Genomic DNA, 16,904 nt, shown 5'->3' with positions numbered 1-16,904 from the left:
TTTACTTCATAACCAAAAGTGCTTGATGCTCTAATTTTTCAATGGCTGACGCCATATCTGAAACATTGCACCCGTATTTATCAGCAATCTCAATCGAGTCATGCTCTCCATCACTATAATTTAGTAACATCTTGATATGATTAAGCTCATCAAGTTGGCTAACGCGCTCTTTACTAAAGAAACTTAATGTTGGGTACAATCCTTTACTCCCTAAGTTAGGCTCTCCGAAAGGAAGTTTATTCTCAAAGGTTGCTGATTGCTCAAAAGCCAAAAATATCTTTTCTAATTTATCAATACTATCAAGCAGTGGCTTTATTCCCATGAAATCTTTCGTATCAAGAGATGTATGGTATTGATGGTAGCCTGAGTGAAAGCTGCGGCTAACACAGCATACCGGCAACTGAAAGCCGGGTGAATTATATTGCCTCTCATCAGAGCCACTAAGAGGGCTAAATTCTATATTACTATGGTTAAAATCATGTTTATTAAGATGATAAAGTAATTTGTCTAACAAACCATTGTCATTACGGCTATGTTTAAACACTAAGTTTTCAGGTGCCCCTCCCATACAGTTAATCACTAATCCTGAAACCAAATTCTCCTTAAAGTGCTCTCCCATTAAGTGCAATAGTCCTAAACTACCTATTGTTTCTGGGTGCAATGCAAAACGATAGGAGTAGCGACGTTTTGGCCACTTTTTAATGCGATGGTATAAACCTAAAAGTACTAAGGGGCCACTTAATTCATTGTTAGCCATCGATGGGTGACATAGGTAAGAGCTTAACAATACCTCTTTTTTTGACTCACCGTGCAATACTGATTGAGCTATATCTAACGTTCCGTCAACAAACCGACTTTTTATGACAGCCCTATAGGTGCCCTCTTTAAGCTGCTCACGTTTTTCATGAGCAATACAAAAACCCCAACGTTTTTTATAATAGCTTGTTACATATGGAATTGCGGTTGGCTGCTCGGGCAAACTATAAAGGTGCTCTTGTAGTTCAGTTAAGCTCAACTCTACATCAACAGGCTCTGAGTAGTTAACTACCTCAATGTTCAACCTGTTCATATTTGCAACTTTCTTGCCGTCAGGTCCAATTAAATATGCATCTTCACAATGCCATTCCTGAGGTACAGTCCAATCAAATACTTTCTCACCAGAATTAATAGAGGAAATATTTAGAGGCATATATCGAGAAAAAATATCATAGCTTTGGCGTAAGCCAGGGCCGGTTATTGAACGAAGGATAGGAAAAAGTTCATCAAACAGGCCACTGAAAAATGCCTCGGACTCTTGATACTCTGACATTAACTTACCTTCCCTAAGTCACACTTTTCATCATAGTGGATTTTGTAATCATCCATAATCTCTGTGATATAGCTTTTCCATAACTCGTTTAACTGATGGTATTGTTCTATACAAAATTCTTCGCTTTCATATTGGTATAACAACGTAATCATTGGGCAATGGTAGTATAAGAGCGCCCCTTTGATAATATGAAACAGATGTTCTAAGCTACTTCCTTTTAAAGAGTAAATGTATCGTGCCTGCCTTTGAAGCTGGTGAGCACAATCAATTCTAGTTGAACTTGTTTCTTCTGCTATTGATAGAATGTGTTCACATATTTCGTCAAGCCTATCAACTGCAATATAGTTATCCTCTACGTCATCAATAGGTAATACATTGAAGAAACCTTGCTTGATACTATTTATTGTAGAATCCTTATCTAACGGGATTTCAAGGTCCATTAGATTTTCAGCATCAGTTGGAATAGCACCTTGAAGTTTCGCTCCGTTTCCAACATTAATACAACTACTAACTTTAAAAAGGTTTAAAAGCTTTTCTAACTGTACATGAGCAACAAGAAACAAATCATTTGATATAACATGGCCACCCAAGTTTCCATCAATCATTCGTCCATCAAACTCTAAACAGCCATACCCTTTACTATCGTCATCATCATTATTAGCTTTGTAGATGCTATCTTTACTGTGGTGAAAACCAGAAGGCTGTTTACCGTTATCAACCCCAAATAAATAAATATTACGAAACCCCATATGGAGAAAAAATGAAAGTGCAGCGTTTGCAACTACTGGATTACAATAAGGAATAAGCGGCAAAACTTGTGCCGTGTGAATTTGAGAGAGCACATCAAGTAAACATGTCCCAGCTTCATTTCCTTTACCCGCAATTCCAGCCCACTTGTAACGTTTATTAGTATCTGGATACAAAGTATTAAGGCCCAGTAGGTTCACTTTTTTATATTCATCTGCAGGAAAAATATTACCGAAGATTTCATAATTAGAATATGGACGCTCTACTAAAACGTGAAAATCTGTTGTAATTCCTTTTTTATACAATGAAGCGATAGCGGTTCCAGCAGCAACAACAATGCCTTTGTTCTGGTTCTTTTGTAAAAATGCTTCAGCCTCATCCAGCGACGGGCCATTACCAACAATAAAAATCGGGGTGTCATGATCAAGTTTCTTTGATTTATTAGTTAATAATGCGGCTTTGTTACGAATGTGGTGAATACTATGAGCAAGCCCCGTTACTGCATCGTTGTAGAAACCATGCCCGTATTGAAAACGAAAAAAGTCTTCAGTCCACTTTTTTATTAAAACATTGAGTTCATAACCTGGCGTGTGCTGATAACAAAAGCTTCTAACTAACGAAAAAGCACCTATATCTTCGGCTATTTTTTCTAAATCATTAATAAAAGACTTATGGTCAACGCCTAAGTGGAAAAACAAACAGCCGCCTTGAGAGTCGACTGTTTCAATTACATCAAACCAGTCAGTGCAAAACAAGCTGGCAAAAAACTGCTCGAAGTCTGGCTCTATAAGAAAGGTATAATCAAACTGTGTGTGTTCAAGAAGCAATGGTACATGGTACCCAAGACCAATCCCAAAAATAACAGCTGAAGGGAAAGATTCAGGTAATGCATTAACTTTAGGTTCGCCACACTCACGTACCTTTTTCATGAAGCGAGTGAGCTTCACCATGTAACGCGAATGAATACGAACATCTTCATCATTTTCAGGGTAACCAGTGTAATCTGTAAGGCTATAAACTGGTCTAGCTATTTGTTCACTTAGCTGCTTTTTTGTTTGTGAGATTGGATTTTGAGAATAAAGTAAAGCCTCTTTGCCTCGTGGAATAAAGTTTCCATGGCCCGACTCTGTAACATGTAAGCAGAAGTCATCTTTAGTTTGATAATTGTCTATCGCTGAGGCTATATTAGGGTAATACTCACGAAAACATGCTAGATTTTTTTCAAAGCGTTCGTTCGCTTCATGTGCAAAAACAGCTTCTCTTTCTTGGTGCTTTAAAGTGCTTTCAAGCTTTTCTGACATTTGGTCCAGTTCATTGGTAATGTCTATTCTATCTGTCATATAGTTCGCCTACTTGATGCTTTTATAAATATTTATTTTTTTTTGTGTACGCATATGAACACCAAGTTCTTTTGCCGTATCTGCTTTTTTTATATTAATCTCTAACATAACTTGATCAAACTGTTGTAAAAAATTTACTAAGAAAACCTTATCCTCTTCAGATAACTCAGCAGGTTTACTAAACACTTCTCGAATAGTGTTATCAACAGATATTATAGCCGATTGGGCTGAATCAAAATCCTCGTAAGCAGCACACTCTTTTACCTTTAATAGATTGTGAGATAATTGAGACAATAACTTAGCCGACATTGGCGTCTATACCGTTCTCACTAAGCGTTTTTTCGCGGATATCATGAGGTATAGCATCCCACGCAGACTTTATTTCTTTAAGTAGATTAGAAACCTCATCAACGATTTCTGGATCGTTTTTAATTGTTGCATCAACTAAACGGTCGATCATGTAAGAATACAATGCATATAAATTTTCAGTAACTTCACCACCTACTTCAAAATCTAAGCAACCTCTCAAAGCTTCAATAATCGACGTAGCTTTAGATAAGTGTTCGGCCTTTGCTTCCATATGTTTTTTTTCGATCGCGACTTTCGACATTACCATTTTCTCAATCGCCCCAGCCATTAGCATCTGAATTATTTCATAGCGATCAGCACCAGCCACACGGGTTTTGAGTGCTTCTTTTTGATAATTTTTAACTTTGGCGTTATACATATTAAACCCTTTTAAATCAAAATGTATTTATGACTTGTTTCGTGTAAATCCAGGCAAGCTAGACAGCTGAGCGCTCAAATAGGTTTGAGTAGATTGCATTTGTGCTAAAAGAACATCCAATCCAGAATATTGCTTTCTTAGTCGACCTTCGAGTTCACCCATTCTAAATTCATGATTTATTACGTCATCCTCTAAATCTTTTATTTGAGTATTGAGGTTACTTTCGCGCTGCTTCATTATACCGTCAGAGTCAACATAGTTGCCAAGAAGTGTCTCAAACTGCTTTGCTAACCCCCCCTCACCAGCAAACGCTTTGCCAATATCGTCAAAGTTCTCATCCATCGCAGTATTAAGGCTACGAACTAATGATGACTTTTCAAGGTACCCATCTTTTTTAACACCAATACCGATATCGAATATACTTTCAAACGGTCCCGCATCAGTTAAATTTGTAGACAATGTGTTTACAAGTTGTGCGCTCAGCGAGCGAATTGTAGCGTCACTATTAAGAGGCTTACCTACTCGAGACTGAAATCCTAATTGCCCAATCACATTGTTATAATTAGCAATGAATTCATCAATTAGCTTAGTTGCACTTTCTCGGTCATATTCTACCGCTAATTTAGCAGTTTCACCGTCAACACTTTGACGTTTAGCAACTATAGTCATATCTTGAACTGCATCTTTAAACGTATTGGTGTCATTGGTAATTTCAATACCATCTACCTTGATAACAGCATCTTGCGCCTGATTCTCAGCTGAAATCCCTATACCTCCAGCCCCACCAGCATTAGCAACAGTAGATACATTATCAAGCTCAGCATTATCATTAGTGATGACGAGATCATTCCCAGTTCCACTGACTGTAGATGTGAGCACTAACTTAGCCTCAGTCCCCGTATTTATTATATTAGCTGTTACGCCAAAGTTATCGTCTGAGTCATTAATAGCATCACGAAGCTCTGCTAACGTTGCGCCAGCGTCTATGGTGAGGTCAAAGCTCTTATCAGCACCTGCGGCAAAAGAGAGAGTGCCTCCCGATGCGGTAACGACATCATCCGTCGAAGTAAATAAACCATCATTTGAGACTGCTCGACTGCCCTGTGCTAACTCAACAACTTCAATGTTAAAGTCTCCAGGAGTGATATTTGATGTCGGTGACACTGAAATCAAATCACCATCATCGCTTGTTGGTTGAGTGATATTAGCGATTCTTTTGTTAAAATTATCAGGATCAGCAAGTTCTTCAATCGTGTCTTGTAATTTAGAAAGCGCCCCTTTAATTTCCCCAACGGCTGAAAGCTCAACTTTTAGGGATTCTTCTTTTTTAACAAAAGCATTCATTTTTGGCACATCTTCAGCATCCACTGATGCCTGGATGATGCTTTCGAGGTCAAGTCCGGATCCAATACCTGCGGATGTTATGAGTGGCATAATTGTCTCCTACTTCGTTATTCCAAAAATGTTATGCAGTTTGATTTAATATCAAACCTTTGTTAGTTAGTTTATCGGCAAACTCTTCTAAAGCTTTAGCTACTTCACGGAACTCTTCTGTTGGTATCTCGCGAATGACCTCTTCACTTTTTTTATCAAATACTTTGATAATTGGTGGATCGCCCTCTTCATCAAATTCAAACTTTAAATTTGTCGAAGCAACTGGAATATATTTATTTAACTTCTCTAAATTTTCTTTTACTTCATCGATGAGCGCTTTTCTTTCGCTTTCAGAATCAATATTTTGGCTATCATCAACTAAGATAGGCTCTCTATTAGCAAGTTTTGGGCCAGCTTCACTAGCACTTGCCTTACTTGTGATTTCGTTCTCTGCACTCTGATTTAACAAAGTCGAGCTTGACGATTTGCTCTCGCTTGATTTAATAATTGCACTTACATCAGCCATAGCTACTCTCCTTCAAATTACAAACAAAGTATAAGCCATTATCGAACTAAAAGCTCAATAATGACCTATTTAACCAACTAGCCTAATAGAGACAAAGCTACCTGTGGACGCTGGTTTGCTTGACTTAAAATTGATTGACTTGCTTGTTGTAATATTTGAGATTTTGTCAAATTAGCTGTTTCAGAAGCGAAATCAGTATCTTTAATACGTGATTTTGCAGCGCTTAGATTCTCAGCAATATTTGATTGGTTACGTATTGTTGATTGGAAACGATTTTGAACAGCACCTAATTCAGCTCGTTTTTTATCTACAACGGCAATCATAGCATCCATACCAGCCATAACCGCTTGCGCATTTGCCTGTGAAGACACACTGATTCCACTAGCAGTGAATACTGTAGCGAAGTCATCATTATCTGCTGATGCGCCTACCTGCGAACTAATAGTTCCAGCTGTTGTACTAAGCGCCTCACCTGTCACAGCACTTGCAACACCAGCTATACCAGACATAGTGAAACCATTGTTAGCAACTAACGAGTTTGCTGTACCACCAATGTCTTTCATACTAAAGCTGATATTTTGAACCGCATCAGCGCCTACTTGGAAGTTAGCAGAGTAACTACCATCAAGTAAGTTCTGACCACCAAACGTAGTATCCTCAGCTACACGGTTAACTTCTTCAGATAAAGAACGAATTTCTTCTTGAATAGCTAAACGATCTTCATCAGTATTTGAACCGTTTGATGCTTGTTGCGCAAGCGTACGAACACGTTGGAACATTGACGTTACCTCGTCAAGTGCCCCCTCAGCGGTTTGCGCAAGTGAAATACCATCATTCGCGTTTCGATTACCTTGGTTCAAACCACTAATCTGAGATGTTAAGCGATTTGCGATTTGCATTCCGGCCGCATCATCTTTCGCACTGTTAATACGAAAGCCTGAAGATAGACGTTGGAACGATGTATCAAGCTGGTTACCAGATTTCATTAACTGGCGCTGTGCGTTCAATGAACTCACATTTGTATTTACATATAAAGCCATAATAGCCTCCGCTTTATCATTTTAAATAGAAAAACAGCGGGATACCCCTACCCTGCCGAAATTCCAGACTTAGAGTCCTAGATTTTTAGTTCTCTAAGTCTGTTATCGTCCGATAAAGTGAAAGCTTTAGCTTTATTTAATTATATTTCTTTATTTTACTCTAATCTAGCCTTGCAGCAGACTCAAAGCGGCTTGAGGTCTTTGATTTGCTTGACCTAAAATTGTTTGACTCGCTTGTTGTAAAATTTGATTTTTTGTCAACGTCGCAGTCTCCATAGCAAAATCTGCATCTTTAATTCGCGACTTTGCAGAAGCCAAGTTTTCAGAAATGTTTGCCTGATTACGAATTGTCGATTGAAAACGGTTTTGAACAGCACCTAGCTCTGCACGCTTTTTATCTACTACAGCAATTAACGAGTCCATACCTGCAAAAACTGCTTGTGCATTTACTTGTGAAGAAACGCTTATTCCTGCTGCAGTGAAAACAGAGGAGAAATCAAGGGTAGTTGCAGCGGTTGTACCGTCTATCGCACTTACACCTGCAGCAAGAGTAGACATTGGACTACCACCTACAGCAGATGCGACTCCTGCAACGCCAGAAATTGTAAATCCACCATTTGCCATCAATGAATTGGCCGTTCCACCGACATCCTGCATACTAAAGCCAATCGTTTGCACTGCATCCGCGCCAACTTGAAAGCTGGCAGAATAACTACCATCAAGTAAATTTTGGCCACCAAAAGTGGTATCGGTTGCAATACGATTCACTTCATCAGATAACTGACGAATTTCTTCTTGAATAGCTAACCTATCTTCATCCGTATTTGAACCATTTGCGGCCTGTTGTGCCAGGGTTCTAATCCGCTGAAATGTAGAGGTTATTTCATCCATAGCCCCTTCAGCTGTTTGTGCTAATGAAATACCATCATTTGCATTTCGGTTACCTTGATTCAGGCCTAAAATTTGTGATTGTAAGCGATCAGAAATTTGCAAACCTGCAGCATCGTCAGCAGCACTATTAATACGAAGGCCGGATGATAATCTTTTAAATGAAGTATCAAGATCATTACCTGTTCTTTCTAGCTGTCTTTGTGCATTTAATGCACTTACATTTGTATTTACAAATAAAGCCATAACAAACTCTCTTCTTATCTGTCAAAGTTAAGTCACCTTTAGTAAGGTGATATTTGACAAAGTGACTCATTACAACGGCAAAATTTAAATTGCCCGGGGCAAAAAACTGCCACTTTGCAGGTTAATTAATAAACTTAACTTGATAAAAGCAAGGTTCAGGCCAACATTAAATTAAATAGAGAAAGGCCCCTAAAAGGAGCCTTTGGAAGATAAGTTTGAGAGTGGGTTAATAAAGCATAATTACTGGCATAATTTATGCTTTAACTTTTATGTTCTACAAATGTTAGAACGATAAGAATGGATTTTTAGCGCCTCCGCTTTACAATCCTTCCATAGCGCCTTTGTTAATACCCCATTAGACAAAGGCGCTTTTTATTTCCAGTCAATAAATTGACTTTTCTATACTCATAAAAAGCTAACTATTAACCTAGAAGACTTAGTGCAGCCTGTGGACGCTGATTAGCCTGACTAAGGATTGTTTGGCTTGCCTGTTGTAAGATCTGCATTTTAGTTAAGTTTGCCGTTTCTTGAGCAAAGTCAGTATCTTTAATACGTGATTTCGCAGCACTTAAGTTTTCAGAGATATTCGATTGGTTACGAATTGTAGACTGAAAACGATTTTGCACCGCACCTAACTCTGCACGCTTTTTATCAACTACCGCAATAAGTGAGTCCATACCAGCCATAACTGCTTGGGCGTTTGCTTGCGAAGATACACTGATACCACTTGCTGTGAACACTGCTGCAAAATCATCATTATCTGCTGATGCACCAACCTGTGAACTAATTGTTCCAGCAGTTGTACTAAGCGCTTGACCAGTAACAGCACTTGCTACTCCTGCAATACCTGACATGGTAAAGCCACCATTTGCCGCGATAGAATTCGCAGTGCCGCCGACATCTTGCATACTGAAGCTAATATTCTGAACAGCATCAGCGCCGACTTGGAAATTAGCGGAGTAAGTACCGTCTAATAAATTTTGTCCACCGAAAGTGGTGTCTTCTGCAACACGGTTAACTTCTGACGATAAAGAACGAATCTCTTCTTGAATTGCTAGACGGTCTTCGTCGGTATTTGAACCATTCGATGCTTGCTGTGACAAAGTACGAATACGTTGGAACATTGATGTTACTTCATCAAGTGCACCTTCAGCTGTTTGTGCTAATGAAATACCATCATTTGCATTACGGTTACCTTGGTTTAAACCGTTTATTTGTGATGTTAAACGGTCTGAAATTTGAAGACCTGCGGCATCATCAGCAGCACTGTTAATACGAAAACCTGACGATAAACGTTGGAATGAAGTATCTAGTGCATTACCAGAGTTATTTAATTGTCTTTGTGCGTTTAACGCGCTAACATTTGTGTTTACATATAAAGCCATGATGTCTCTCCCGAAGTAAACTTATCATTTACTCTCAAACTTACTTAAATTAAGCAGTGGTTGTTGTTTACAACGCTTTGCTTGGTTAATTAAGTTATCGGTCTAGCCGAAAAATCCTTTAGCTTTTTTTTAATATTTTTTATAAAAAAACATAAGTCACTGAATAAATTAACTTTTATGTATTATCAAACTAATAGTTTAATCAAACTAAATGTAAGAAATCACTTTATTTATAAATTAGGTAATTGATTTTACCTTAGGTTAAGTTATTAATAATCAATAGGATGTGAATTGAAATGGTAGGATTAAACAGAGCAAGGCACAATTTTGCCTTACTCTGCAAGAAATTATAAATAATCAAATAAAGAAAGGTTAGCCAGTCGGCCGAACGTTGCCTGTGAAGCCTGTAACGCAGTTTCTTGCTTTGTAAGCTCAGTAATCGCCTCAGCCATATCAAGCTCAATTAAGTCTGCACGAGATGCTTTATTGTTTACATCGAGATCACTGTTTGATTGCGTTATTTTCTCAGCTGTATTTAATCGCCCACCTAAACCAGCTTGCGTCAAAGAAACCTTATTCTTACCATTATCTAGTTGTGTCATCGCATCAGCTAATACTTGTTCATAATCTTGCTGACTCAATGAAGGATCTGTTAAACCTGCAATAAGATCTGTTAGTGTATTTAATACGTTCTCTTTTTGAGGCGCTTCAAGTGTAAAATCGACTTGCCCTGTAGCGGTGGGGCTTATATCAATTTCCATCCCTGCAAACTTGATTTGAGAACCATCAAAGTTACCAGTTTCAATTACTGTGCCCCCTTGCTCAACTTGATAGGTATTTGGTGTACCAGCAGTCGTTACAATATTAAAGGTGTTAGCACCAGCAGCCGCACTTGGATCAGCGTTGTAATTAGTTTTGTGAAATGAATCAAATAGCCCCTGTTCACTCACATACACCTTCGCACTTGTAATACCCCCAGAAACAACACCATCATTAGATGCAACATTTAATCGTGCTTCCACATTTTCAAACACATCAAAACCATTATCACTGGATTTAATATCAACCCCTGCGGCAACCTTAATCTTATGCTGGCCTTGGTCACCACCATATTCATACTTTCCGTTTGATGTATTGAGTGAGTACGTTTGTGTATTATCTTGATAACCGGAAAAAATATATTTTCCGTCTTCTGTTTTTGCATTCATCAAATCCAACACACCACTTTGTATTGCCTTTATTTCCTCTGCAATACCTTGGCGATCAATATCAGCATATGCACCATTACCTGCCTGGATGGTCAGAGTATGTGCTTTTTCTAATGAGCTTTTAATATTATCAAGTACACTTTCTTGCGTAGTAAGTCGACTGTTTAACATAGTAATATTTTTACCATATTGCTCATTCGCTTGAATACGGTCTGTGTACAAAAGCGCCCTTGCTGTTGCTGCAGGATCATCAGAAGCTGACAACACCCGCTTTTGGGTATTGACCTGCTGCTGTGCTGTATTTACATTTTGTTGATTATCTAAAATAGTATTTATACTATTGTGATACATTAAATTATTAGATAAACGCATACTTACCTCGCAGCACTAAGTAGAGTGTCAAAAATTGTTCGGGCCGTTGATAATACTTGCGCTGATGCGGCGTAAGATTGTTGAAAACGTAATAGGTTAGCTGCTTCTTCATCTAGGTTGACCCCCGATAACGATTCATACCATGCTTCAGATTGCTGGGCTAACGCATCAAACGCAGCACCATTCGTTATAGCTTGGTTGGTGACAACGCCAATATCAGTCACTAAACCGGCATAGGCTTCATTGAACGTTTTTAGGTTATCAGCGGTTGCTGAAGTAACAACATTTTGACGAACTAATTCATCACCTTGTAATCCAGCGAGCTTTAGTCCGTTACGGTTATCATCGAAGCCCCCTTCATTAAACTCTAATGTAAAGGTATCCCCTACCGCTGGCACCCCATCAATATTAAAATCAAAACCATATGAATCAAAGGGCGCACCGGCTTGTGCTAGCATATTTTCTGCCGGCGGTGTAATGGTAAATGTAGTAGAGCCACTGCCATCTGTGACTGTGTATTCATTCGCGTTCGCAGTTTTCACCAAACTAATATCACCATTAGCAAGTGCTGGCGGTGTCGCAGTAAAGCCACCTGATGTTACACTGGTCACTGTACCCGGCGAAATATTAGCACTCCCTGTGTTGTTAATATCATCCGCCGTTCTTACTGGTGAAGCGAGTGCCAGAGCATTAGGTCTATCTGTCGCGAGTTCTAATGTTGATGCCGCTTGTGAGCTAAGCTTTAATTGAAACTGGTCGCCAATATTAGCCGCTCCCCCGCCTACTTCAATTTGTAAACCATATAACTCGATACCGGGGTTAGTTGTGGAATCAATTATACCACCAACAATATTAGCGGTAGAAGCGGTGCCCAAAGGCTCACCTTTATTATCTATTGCTTGTATTTCGACCGTATTTGCCGCCGTGTAAGTAATGATAAAATCACTCGCGGGTAATTCACTGCCTTTACCTGGCTCAACAGTGCCTGTCATCGTCGATGTTGATGTATTAGCCTGATATGCAAACGCATCGACGGTTGGGATTGTAAAAATATCGCCACCCAACTCACCATCACCATCCATACCTAGTTTATTTTGCTCATTAAATGCATCAGCAATTGCCAGTCCCATTTGACCTAATTGATTTTGAGCAGGGACTAATATGTCATCACGAAAGGCCAATAAGCCACCAATTTTGCCTTTAACGGAACCAGAATCGAGTTCAAGCGGCACGGCCTTGCCGCCATTCACATCTAAACGCAGTTCTTTAAAGTCAGGATCAGGGTCTCCAGTCATAGAAAACAGGTTAAATGTCCCCTCTTGCATAACAAGTGACTCACCTGTTCCCATAAATAAAAGCTTTTCGCCATTTTGGCCATCAAGCGTCTCAATGTCGACTAGCTCTGATAGCTCTCGAATAGCGAGATCACGTTGATTGTAAAGTGTGCTCGAGGTACTTTCACTGCGCGTTCCATGAACCGCAGCAATTTGCTTATTTAAGGCACTAATATTTTGGACTAACGTATTGGCTTCATCTGAAAAAATTTCAAGCTGTTCATTTACAACGTTTTTCTGATCAAAAACAATACCTGACAAGCGGTCCATTTGTTCAATAAGGTTTTCAGCATCCGTCATCACCAGTGACCGCGCCACACTAGACGAAGGCTGATTAAGGCTTTCTTGAACATTATTAAAGAGCGAGTTAATACTCGTCGAGAGGCTATTTGACTCTTCAGAGAATAAGGTATCAACTCGACTCGCCTCAGTGACGAATTGATCAAAGAATGCTTTATTTGAAGTATCACGATTAAGTTGTTTTTGCGCAAACTCATTTAAAAGTCTGAATGTCTCCCCGCGGCCGACTTGATTGTCAACCATGGTCATATGCTCTGTGCTTTCTCTTACATAGCCTTTGGTGTTTACATTGGCAATGTTTTTACTGGTCGTTTGTAACAATTCAGAGTTTGCACGAACACCTGAATTGGCAATGTTTAATAAATTAAACGACATGTTAGTTTACTCCTTGGCGAACCAATGTAGCTGCCAGTGATTTAAGATCAGCTCTGTTAAGAACCTGCTTAATTTTATCAGCGTAATTGGGGTCAGTTGCATACCCTGCTTTTTGTAAGGAATCTAAAAAGGCAGCAGGTTTTGCTGTATTATCGAGGGCTTCTTGATAACGTGGATTTTCATTTAAAAAATCAACAAAATCATTCACACTATCTTTGATTGAGTCATAAGCTCTAAAGCTTGCTTGTTTTTTTACTGGCATACCTTGTTCAAACTCCAGCGTCACTTTACTGGCTTTAGCTCCATCCCAACTGCGATCTGACTTAATATTGAAAAGGTTATTACTGCTGCTACCATCCGCTTTATTTATGATATGTTTACCCCACCCAGTCTCGAGTGCAGCCTGTGCAACCATTACAGCAGGGTTTAATCCTATTTTTTCAGCGGCTGACTTCGCATGTTCCCACACGGTACTAATAAACGACTCTGCATCATCGAACGGCCCTTCATTTTTATCAGATGGATTCGTTGCGATATCATTTTTATTTGTCAGTGAATCATTCGACACACCCGATGCACGTTTATCACTGGTAAAGTTATCAACCGAGCGAAGTACAGAACCCGGTGTGAAATTTTTCCCATCAGGAGATAACTGCTGAACTATTAAATCAGCAAGACCTAAAGAACCATTTGAAGACAGCTCAACAGAAAGCTGCTGATCATGCATTTCTTCAAAAAACTTTACGCCACTTGAATTAAAGGGGCTGTTTTTATCTTCAAACGCATCATTGGCTTTTCGCATACTTTTAAGCAACATTTGCGTGAAAATAGATTCAAACTGTGCAGCTGCTTGTTTTAGCGCATCTTTGGAAGCGTCACTAGAGGCATCACTTTTTAAGGCACTTTGACGTAATGAGTCTAAGTTTCCTAAATCAAAAAAGTTTTGCTTATCGAGGTGATTAGTATCCATCAGCTTTTTGACACATTAATTAATAATAACTTATCAATGCAATAATCAAGCCAAAGACTAAAAAGTATTTATAGGATGGGAGTGAAAAACTAACTAATTGAAATATTTACGACGTTTAACTAAACCCTAAACGTTAGGGTTTAGTTAGATTAAAAATTAAATAACAACAAGCTGACCATTGATTGCACCCGCTTCTTTGAGTGCTTCAAGTATGGCCATCAAATCACCCGGTGCAGCACCAACTTCATTAATCGCTCTCACTAAATCATCAAGACTCACACCAGGATTAAACACAAACGCACGAGAATCGTCTTCATTAACATCAATAATTGTTTGATTCGTTACAACCGTTTCACCCTCGCTCAGTGGGTTAGGCTGCGATACATTTTGTTGTTCAGCAATTGTCACCGTTAGTCCACCATGCGTAATGGCTGCGGGTTGCAGTTTTACATTTTTGCCAATAACAATGGTACCTGTTCGTGAGTTAACAATGATTTTTGCTGACGTATCCGCAGGCTTGAACTCTAAGTTTTCAAGTGTCGATAAATACGCAACGCGTTGAGACGCATCACGAGGTGCTAACACACGAATAGAAGCGGCATCAATTGCTTGAGCACTGTCAGGGCCAACCAAATCATTGATTGTCTGCTCTAAGCGCTTCGCAGTAGTAAAATCAGGGCGGTTTAAGTTAAAAGTAATGTAATCACCTTGCATGAAAGGACTTTTAATAGCTCTTTCTATTATTGCACCATTAGGAATACGGCCAACAGTTGGCGTGTTGATTACAACTCGGCTACCATCAGCGCCTTCAGCGCCCAAACCACCTACGATAAGGCTACCTTGTGCTATAGCATAAGTATTACCATCAACCCCTTTTAAGAAAGTCTGCAGTAATGTACCTCCGCGTAAGCTTCCAGCGCTACCAATTGACGAAACGGTTATGTCAATCATTTGACCTGGCTTTCTAAAAGGAGGAAGCTCGGCATGAACAGCCACTGCGGCTACATTTTTAATCTTTGGTTTAATGTTATTAGCCATCGTAATGCCAAAGCTATTAAGCATCGCTTTAAAGCTTTGCTCGGTGAACCGGCTTTGCTCGCCTGTTCCCGGTAAACCAACAACCAGGCCATAACCAATCAGCTGGTTTGCTCTGACACCTTCAACCATTGAAACATCTTTAATGCGCTCTGCAGCTGCAGCAAAATGCCACCCGAGTAAGCAGATACTTAAAATTACTTTAAAACCATTCATAGCCACTTACCTTCTAAAAAGGGAACAACGCACTACTAAAGAACTGAGTTAACCAGCCTGCGCTTTGCATCTCTTGCATTTGCCCTTTACCTGAGTATTGAATGCGTGCATTCGCAATGCGGTTTGAGGTTACGGTGTTATCAGCTGTTACATCTTGAGGCCTAACAAGGCCTTCTAGGCGAATAAATTCTTCACCCGTGTTTAATGTTAGCCACTTTTCACCACGTATCACTAAATTACCATTCGGTAAAACACGCATAACATTGACAGAAATATCACCAAACAAGCTATTAGATTGATTTGATTTTGAATCCCCTGTGAAAGAAGAATCAGAGCCAACGCCAAACTGAATACTGTCGCCACCAATGTTAACCGGCACACCGCCAAATCCTACAACGGGATCTAAGCTTGCGTTGCTTTCTTTATCTGTTTCTGTCTTCGCTGCTTTTGAAGCTTGAGTCGACTCTTGAAGCTTAACAGTAATGATATCGCCTGTTCTTAATGCTTTTTTATCTGAATAAAGATCATTAGCAGAGTAAGTATCAAATAATGACCCTGTTGGGACTATTTGCTCTGTAATAGGCTCAGGGTACATCGGCGCATAATAAGGATCATCTTGAACCACATGGGTATTTTGAGTCGTTACACAACCACTTAATAAACATGCGCCACTTAGGGCAATTATAAAAGTACGCATCACATAACCCCTTACACTTTAAAGCTGTTGGTTAACATAGCTAAGCATTTCATCAACCGCTGAAATTACTTTTGAATTCATCTCATAAATACGTTGTGTCTCAATCAAATTCACAAGCTCTTCTGTTACATTCACATTGGATGTTTCAAGTGACCCTTGAACAATCGCTCCTAATCCATCAATACCTGGGTTACCTTGTACCGGCGCGCCACTCACGGCGGTTTCGGTATAAAGATTTTGCCCCACGGGCTCAAGCCCTGATGGATTAATAAAATCACTGATTGTTAGCTGGCCAATCACAACATTATCAGGTTGACCTCCAATCCTTACTGACACTTCACCATCTTGAGAGACGGTAATCGATTGCGCATCATCCGGTACGTTCATTTCTGGTTGAACAGGAAAACCGGCACCAGCGGTAACAATTCGACCATCTTCATCTGTGGTAAATTGGCCATTACGTGAATATGCGATGTTACCATCTGGCTGAAGCACTTCGAAAAAGCCAGGGCCTGATATCATCCAATCCAATGAATTCTCAGTCGTTAGCATATTGCCTTGAGAGAAGTTCTTTTGGTTTGCGACAACTTTTGCACCGGCACCAAGCATTAAACCTGATGGCATTTCAGTATCTTGTGATGAACGCCCGCCGGGTTGATTAATATTTTGATAAAGTAAATCTTCAAATACTGCGCGGCTTTTTTTGTACCCTATGGTACTGGCATTGGCTAAGTTATTTGAGATCACCGATATATCGGTTTGTTGGGCGTCTAAGCCCGTTTTACTGATCCACAATGCAGGATTCATACTAATGT

Annotated in this window: 15 protein-coding genes; all 15 read right to left on the bottom strand. The window is 39.5% G+C overall.

The features are described 5' to 3' along the window. Window position 1 precedes the first annotated feature (1 nt). The 15 genes from ATS75_RS07000 to flgG all read right to left on the bottom strand — a co-directional run bounded on the left by ATS75_RS07000 (window position 2) and on the right by flgG (window position 16,896). Window positions 2–1,309, bottom strand: a complete 1,308-nt coding sequence (locus ATS75_RS07000) for a DUF4910 domain-containing protein (RefSeq protein ID WP_058559734.1) — start codon at window positions 1,307–1,309, stop codon at window positions 2–4. Continuing rightward, on the bottom strand, window positions 1,309–3,396 hold the full coding sequence (locus tag ATS75_RS06995; protein ID WP_058559733.1) for a 6-hydroxymethylpterin diphosphokinase MptE-like protein: 2,088 nt from the start codon (window positions 3,394–3,396) through the stop codon (window positions 1,309–1,311). Before ATS75_RS06995 ends, ATS75_RS07000 begins: the two co-directional genes overlap by 1 nt. A gap of 9 nt (window positions 3,397–3,405) precedes the next feature. After that, entirely contained in the window at window positions 3,406–3,705 is a 300-nt protein-coding gene (locus tag ATS75_RS06990) for a hypothetical protein (RefSeq protein ID WP_058559732.1), read from the bottom strand. Continuing rightward, the gene (fliS, locus tag ATS75_RS06985; RefSeq protein WP_058559731.1) at window positions 3,695–4,123 is read right to left on the bottom strand and encodes a flagellar export chaperone FliS; all 429 of its coding nucleotides are present in this window, start codon (window positions 4,121–4,123) and stop codon (window positions 3,695–3,697) included. The genes ATS75_RS06990 and fliS overlap by 11 nt, the downstream gene beginning before the upstream one ends. 27 nt (window positions 4,124–4,150) lie before the next feature. Then, complete coding sequence (fliD, locus tag ATS75_RS06980) at window positions 4,151–5,557, bottom strand: flagellar filament capping protein FliD (protein ID WP_058559730.1); 1,407 nt, start codon at window positions 5,555–5,557, stop codon at window positions 4,151–4,153. 31 nt (window positions 5,558–5,588) lie between these two features. Further along, window positions 5,589–6,023, bottom strand: coding sequence for a flagellar protein FlaG (locus tag ATS75_RS06975; RefSeq protein ID WP_058559729.1), 435 nt, complete (start codon window positions 6,021–6,023; stop codon window positions 5,589–5,591). Window positions 6,024–6,100: 77 nt separating this feature from the next. After that, on the bottom strand, window positions 6,101–7,063 hold the full coding sequence (locus tag ATS75_RS06970; RefSeq protein ID WP_058559728.1) for a flagellin: 963 nt from the start codon (window positions 7,061–7,063) through the stop codon (window positions 6,101–6,103). A gap of 165 nt (window positions 7,064–7,228) precedes the next feature. Next, complete coding sequence (locus ATS75_RS06965) at window positions 7,229–8,197, bottom strand: flagellin (protein ID WP_058559727.1); 969 nt, start codon at window positions 8,195–8,197, stop codon at window positions 7,229–7,231. A 422-nt stretch (window positions 8,198–8,619) separates the two neighbouring features. Further along, window positions 8,620–9,582: a flagellin gene (locus tag ATS75_RS06960; RefSeq protein ID WP_058559726.1), complete on the bottom strand. Its 963-nt coding sequence runs from the start codon at window positions 9,580–9,582 to the stop codon at window positions 8,620–8,622. 347 nt (window positions 9,583–9,929) lie between these two features. After that, window positions 9,930–11,162: a flagellar hook-associated protein FlgL gene (flgL, locus tag ATS75_RS06955; protein WP_058559725.1), complete on the bottom strand. Its 1,233-nt coding sequence runs from the start codon at window positions 11,160–11,162 to the stop codon at window positions 9,930–9,932. Window positions 11,163–11,164: 2 nt separating this feature from the next. Further along, window positions 11,165–13,171 (bottom strand): flagellar hook-associated protein FlgK, encoded by a 2,007-nt coding sequence (gene flgK, locus ATS75_RS06950; protein WP_058559724.1) that lies wholly within the window; start codon window positions 13,169–13,171, stop codon window positions 11,165–11,167. 1 nt (window position 13,172) lies between these two features. After that, a complete protein-coding gene (gene flgJ / locus ATS75_RS06945) occupies window positions 13,173–14,141 on the bottom strand; it encodes a flagellar assembly peptidoglycan hydrolase FlgJ (protein ID WP_058559723.1) in 969 nt (322 codons plus the stop codon). A gap of 156 nt (window positions 14,142–14,297) precedes the next feature. Further along, on the bottom strand, window positions 14,298–15,392 hold the full coding sequence (locus ATS75_RS06940; protein WP_058559722.1) for a flagellar basal body P-ring protein FlgI: 1,095 nt from the start codon (window positions 15,390–15,392) through the stop codon (window positions 14,298–14,300). Window positions 15,393–15,405: 13 nt separating this feature from the next. Then, complete coding sequence (flgH, locus tag ATS75_RS06935; RefSeq protein ID WP_058559721.1) at window positions 15,406–16,089, bottom strand: flagellar basal body L-ring protein FlgH; 684 nt, start codon at window positions 16,087–16,089, stop codon at window positions 15,406–15,408. Between the two features lie 18 nt (window positions 16,090–16,107). Continuing rightward, on the bottom strand, window positions 16,108–16,896 hold the full coding sequence (gene flgG / locus ATS75_RS06930; RefSeq protein WP_058559720.1) for a flagellar basal-body rod protein FlgG: 789 nt from the start codon (window positions 16,894–16,896) through the stop codon (window positions 16,108–16,110). Between the last annotated feature and the right edge of the window lie 8 nt (window positions 16,897–16,904).

The organism is Pseudoalteromonas sp. H105 (assembly GCF_001469215.1).
Taxonomy (GTDB): Bacteria; Pseudomonadota; Gammaproteobacteria; order Enterobacterales; family Alteromonadaceae; genus Pseudoalteromonas.
This window is presented reverse-complemented; position numbering and strand designations above follow the sequence as displayed.

Coding starts and splice junctions, on each gene's coding strand:
- ATS75_RS07000 (WP_058559734.1), bottom strand. CDS start 1,309: ATGTCAGAGTATCAAGAGTCCGAGGCATTTTTCAGTGGCCTGTTTGAT.
- ATS75_RS06995 (WP_058559733.1), bottom strand. CDS start 3,396: ATGACAGATAGAATAGACATTACCAATGAACTGGACCAAATGTCAGAA.
- ATS75_RS06990 (WP_058559732.1), bottom strand. CDS start 3,705: ATGTCGGCTAAGTTATTGTCTCAATTATCTCACAATCTATTAAAGGTA.
- fliS (WP_058559731.1), bottom strand. CDS start 4,123: ATGTATAACGCCAAAGTTAAAAATTATCAAAAAGAAGCACTCAAAACC.
- fliD (WP_058559730.1), bottom strand. CDS start 5,557: ATGCCACTCATAACATCCGCAGGTATTGGATCCGGACTTGACCTCGAA.
- ATS75_RS06975 (WP_058559729.1), bottom strand. CDS start 6,023: ATGGCTGATGTAAGTGCAATTATTAAATCAAGCGAGAGCAAATCGTCA.
- ATS75_RS06970 (WP_058559728.1), bottom strand. CDS start 7,063: ATGGCTTTATATGTAAATACAAATGTGAGTTCATTGAACGCACAGCGC.
- ATS75_RS06965 (WP_058559727.1), bottom strand. CDS start 8,197: ATGGCTTTATTTGTAAATACAAATGTAAGTGCATTAAATGCACAAAGA.
- ATS75_RS06960 (WP_058559726.1), bottom strand. CDS start 9,582: ATGGCTTTATATGTAAACACAAATGTTAGCGCGTTAAACGCACAAAGA.
- flgL (WP_058559725.1), bottom strand. CDS start 11,162: ATGCGTTTATCTAATAATTTAATGTATCACAATAGTATAAATACTATT.
- flgK (WP_058559724.1), bottom strand. CDS start 13,171: ATGTCGTTTAATTTATTAAACATTGCCAATTCAGGTGTTCGTGCAAAC.
- flgJ (WP_058559723.1), bottom strand. CDS start 14,141: ATGGATACTAATCACCTCGATAAGCAAAACTTTTTTGATTTAGGAAAC.
- ATS75_RS06940 (WP_058559722.1), bottom strand. CDS start 15,392: ATGAATGGTTTTAAAGTAATTTTAAGTATCTGCTTACTCGGGTGGCAT.
- flgH (WP_058559721.1), bottom strand. CDS start 16,089: ATGCGTACTTTTATAATTGCCCTAAGTGGCGCATGTTTATTAAGTGGT.
- flgG (WP_058559720.1), bottom strand. CDS start 16,896: ATGAATCCTGCATTGTGGATCAGTAAAACGGGCTTAGACGCCCAACAA.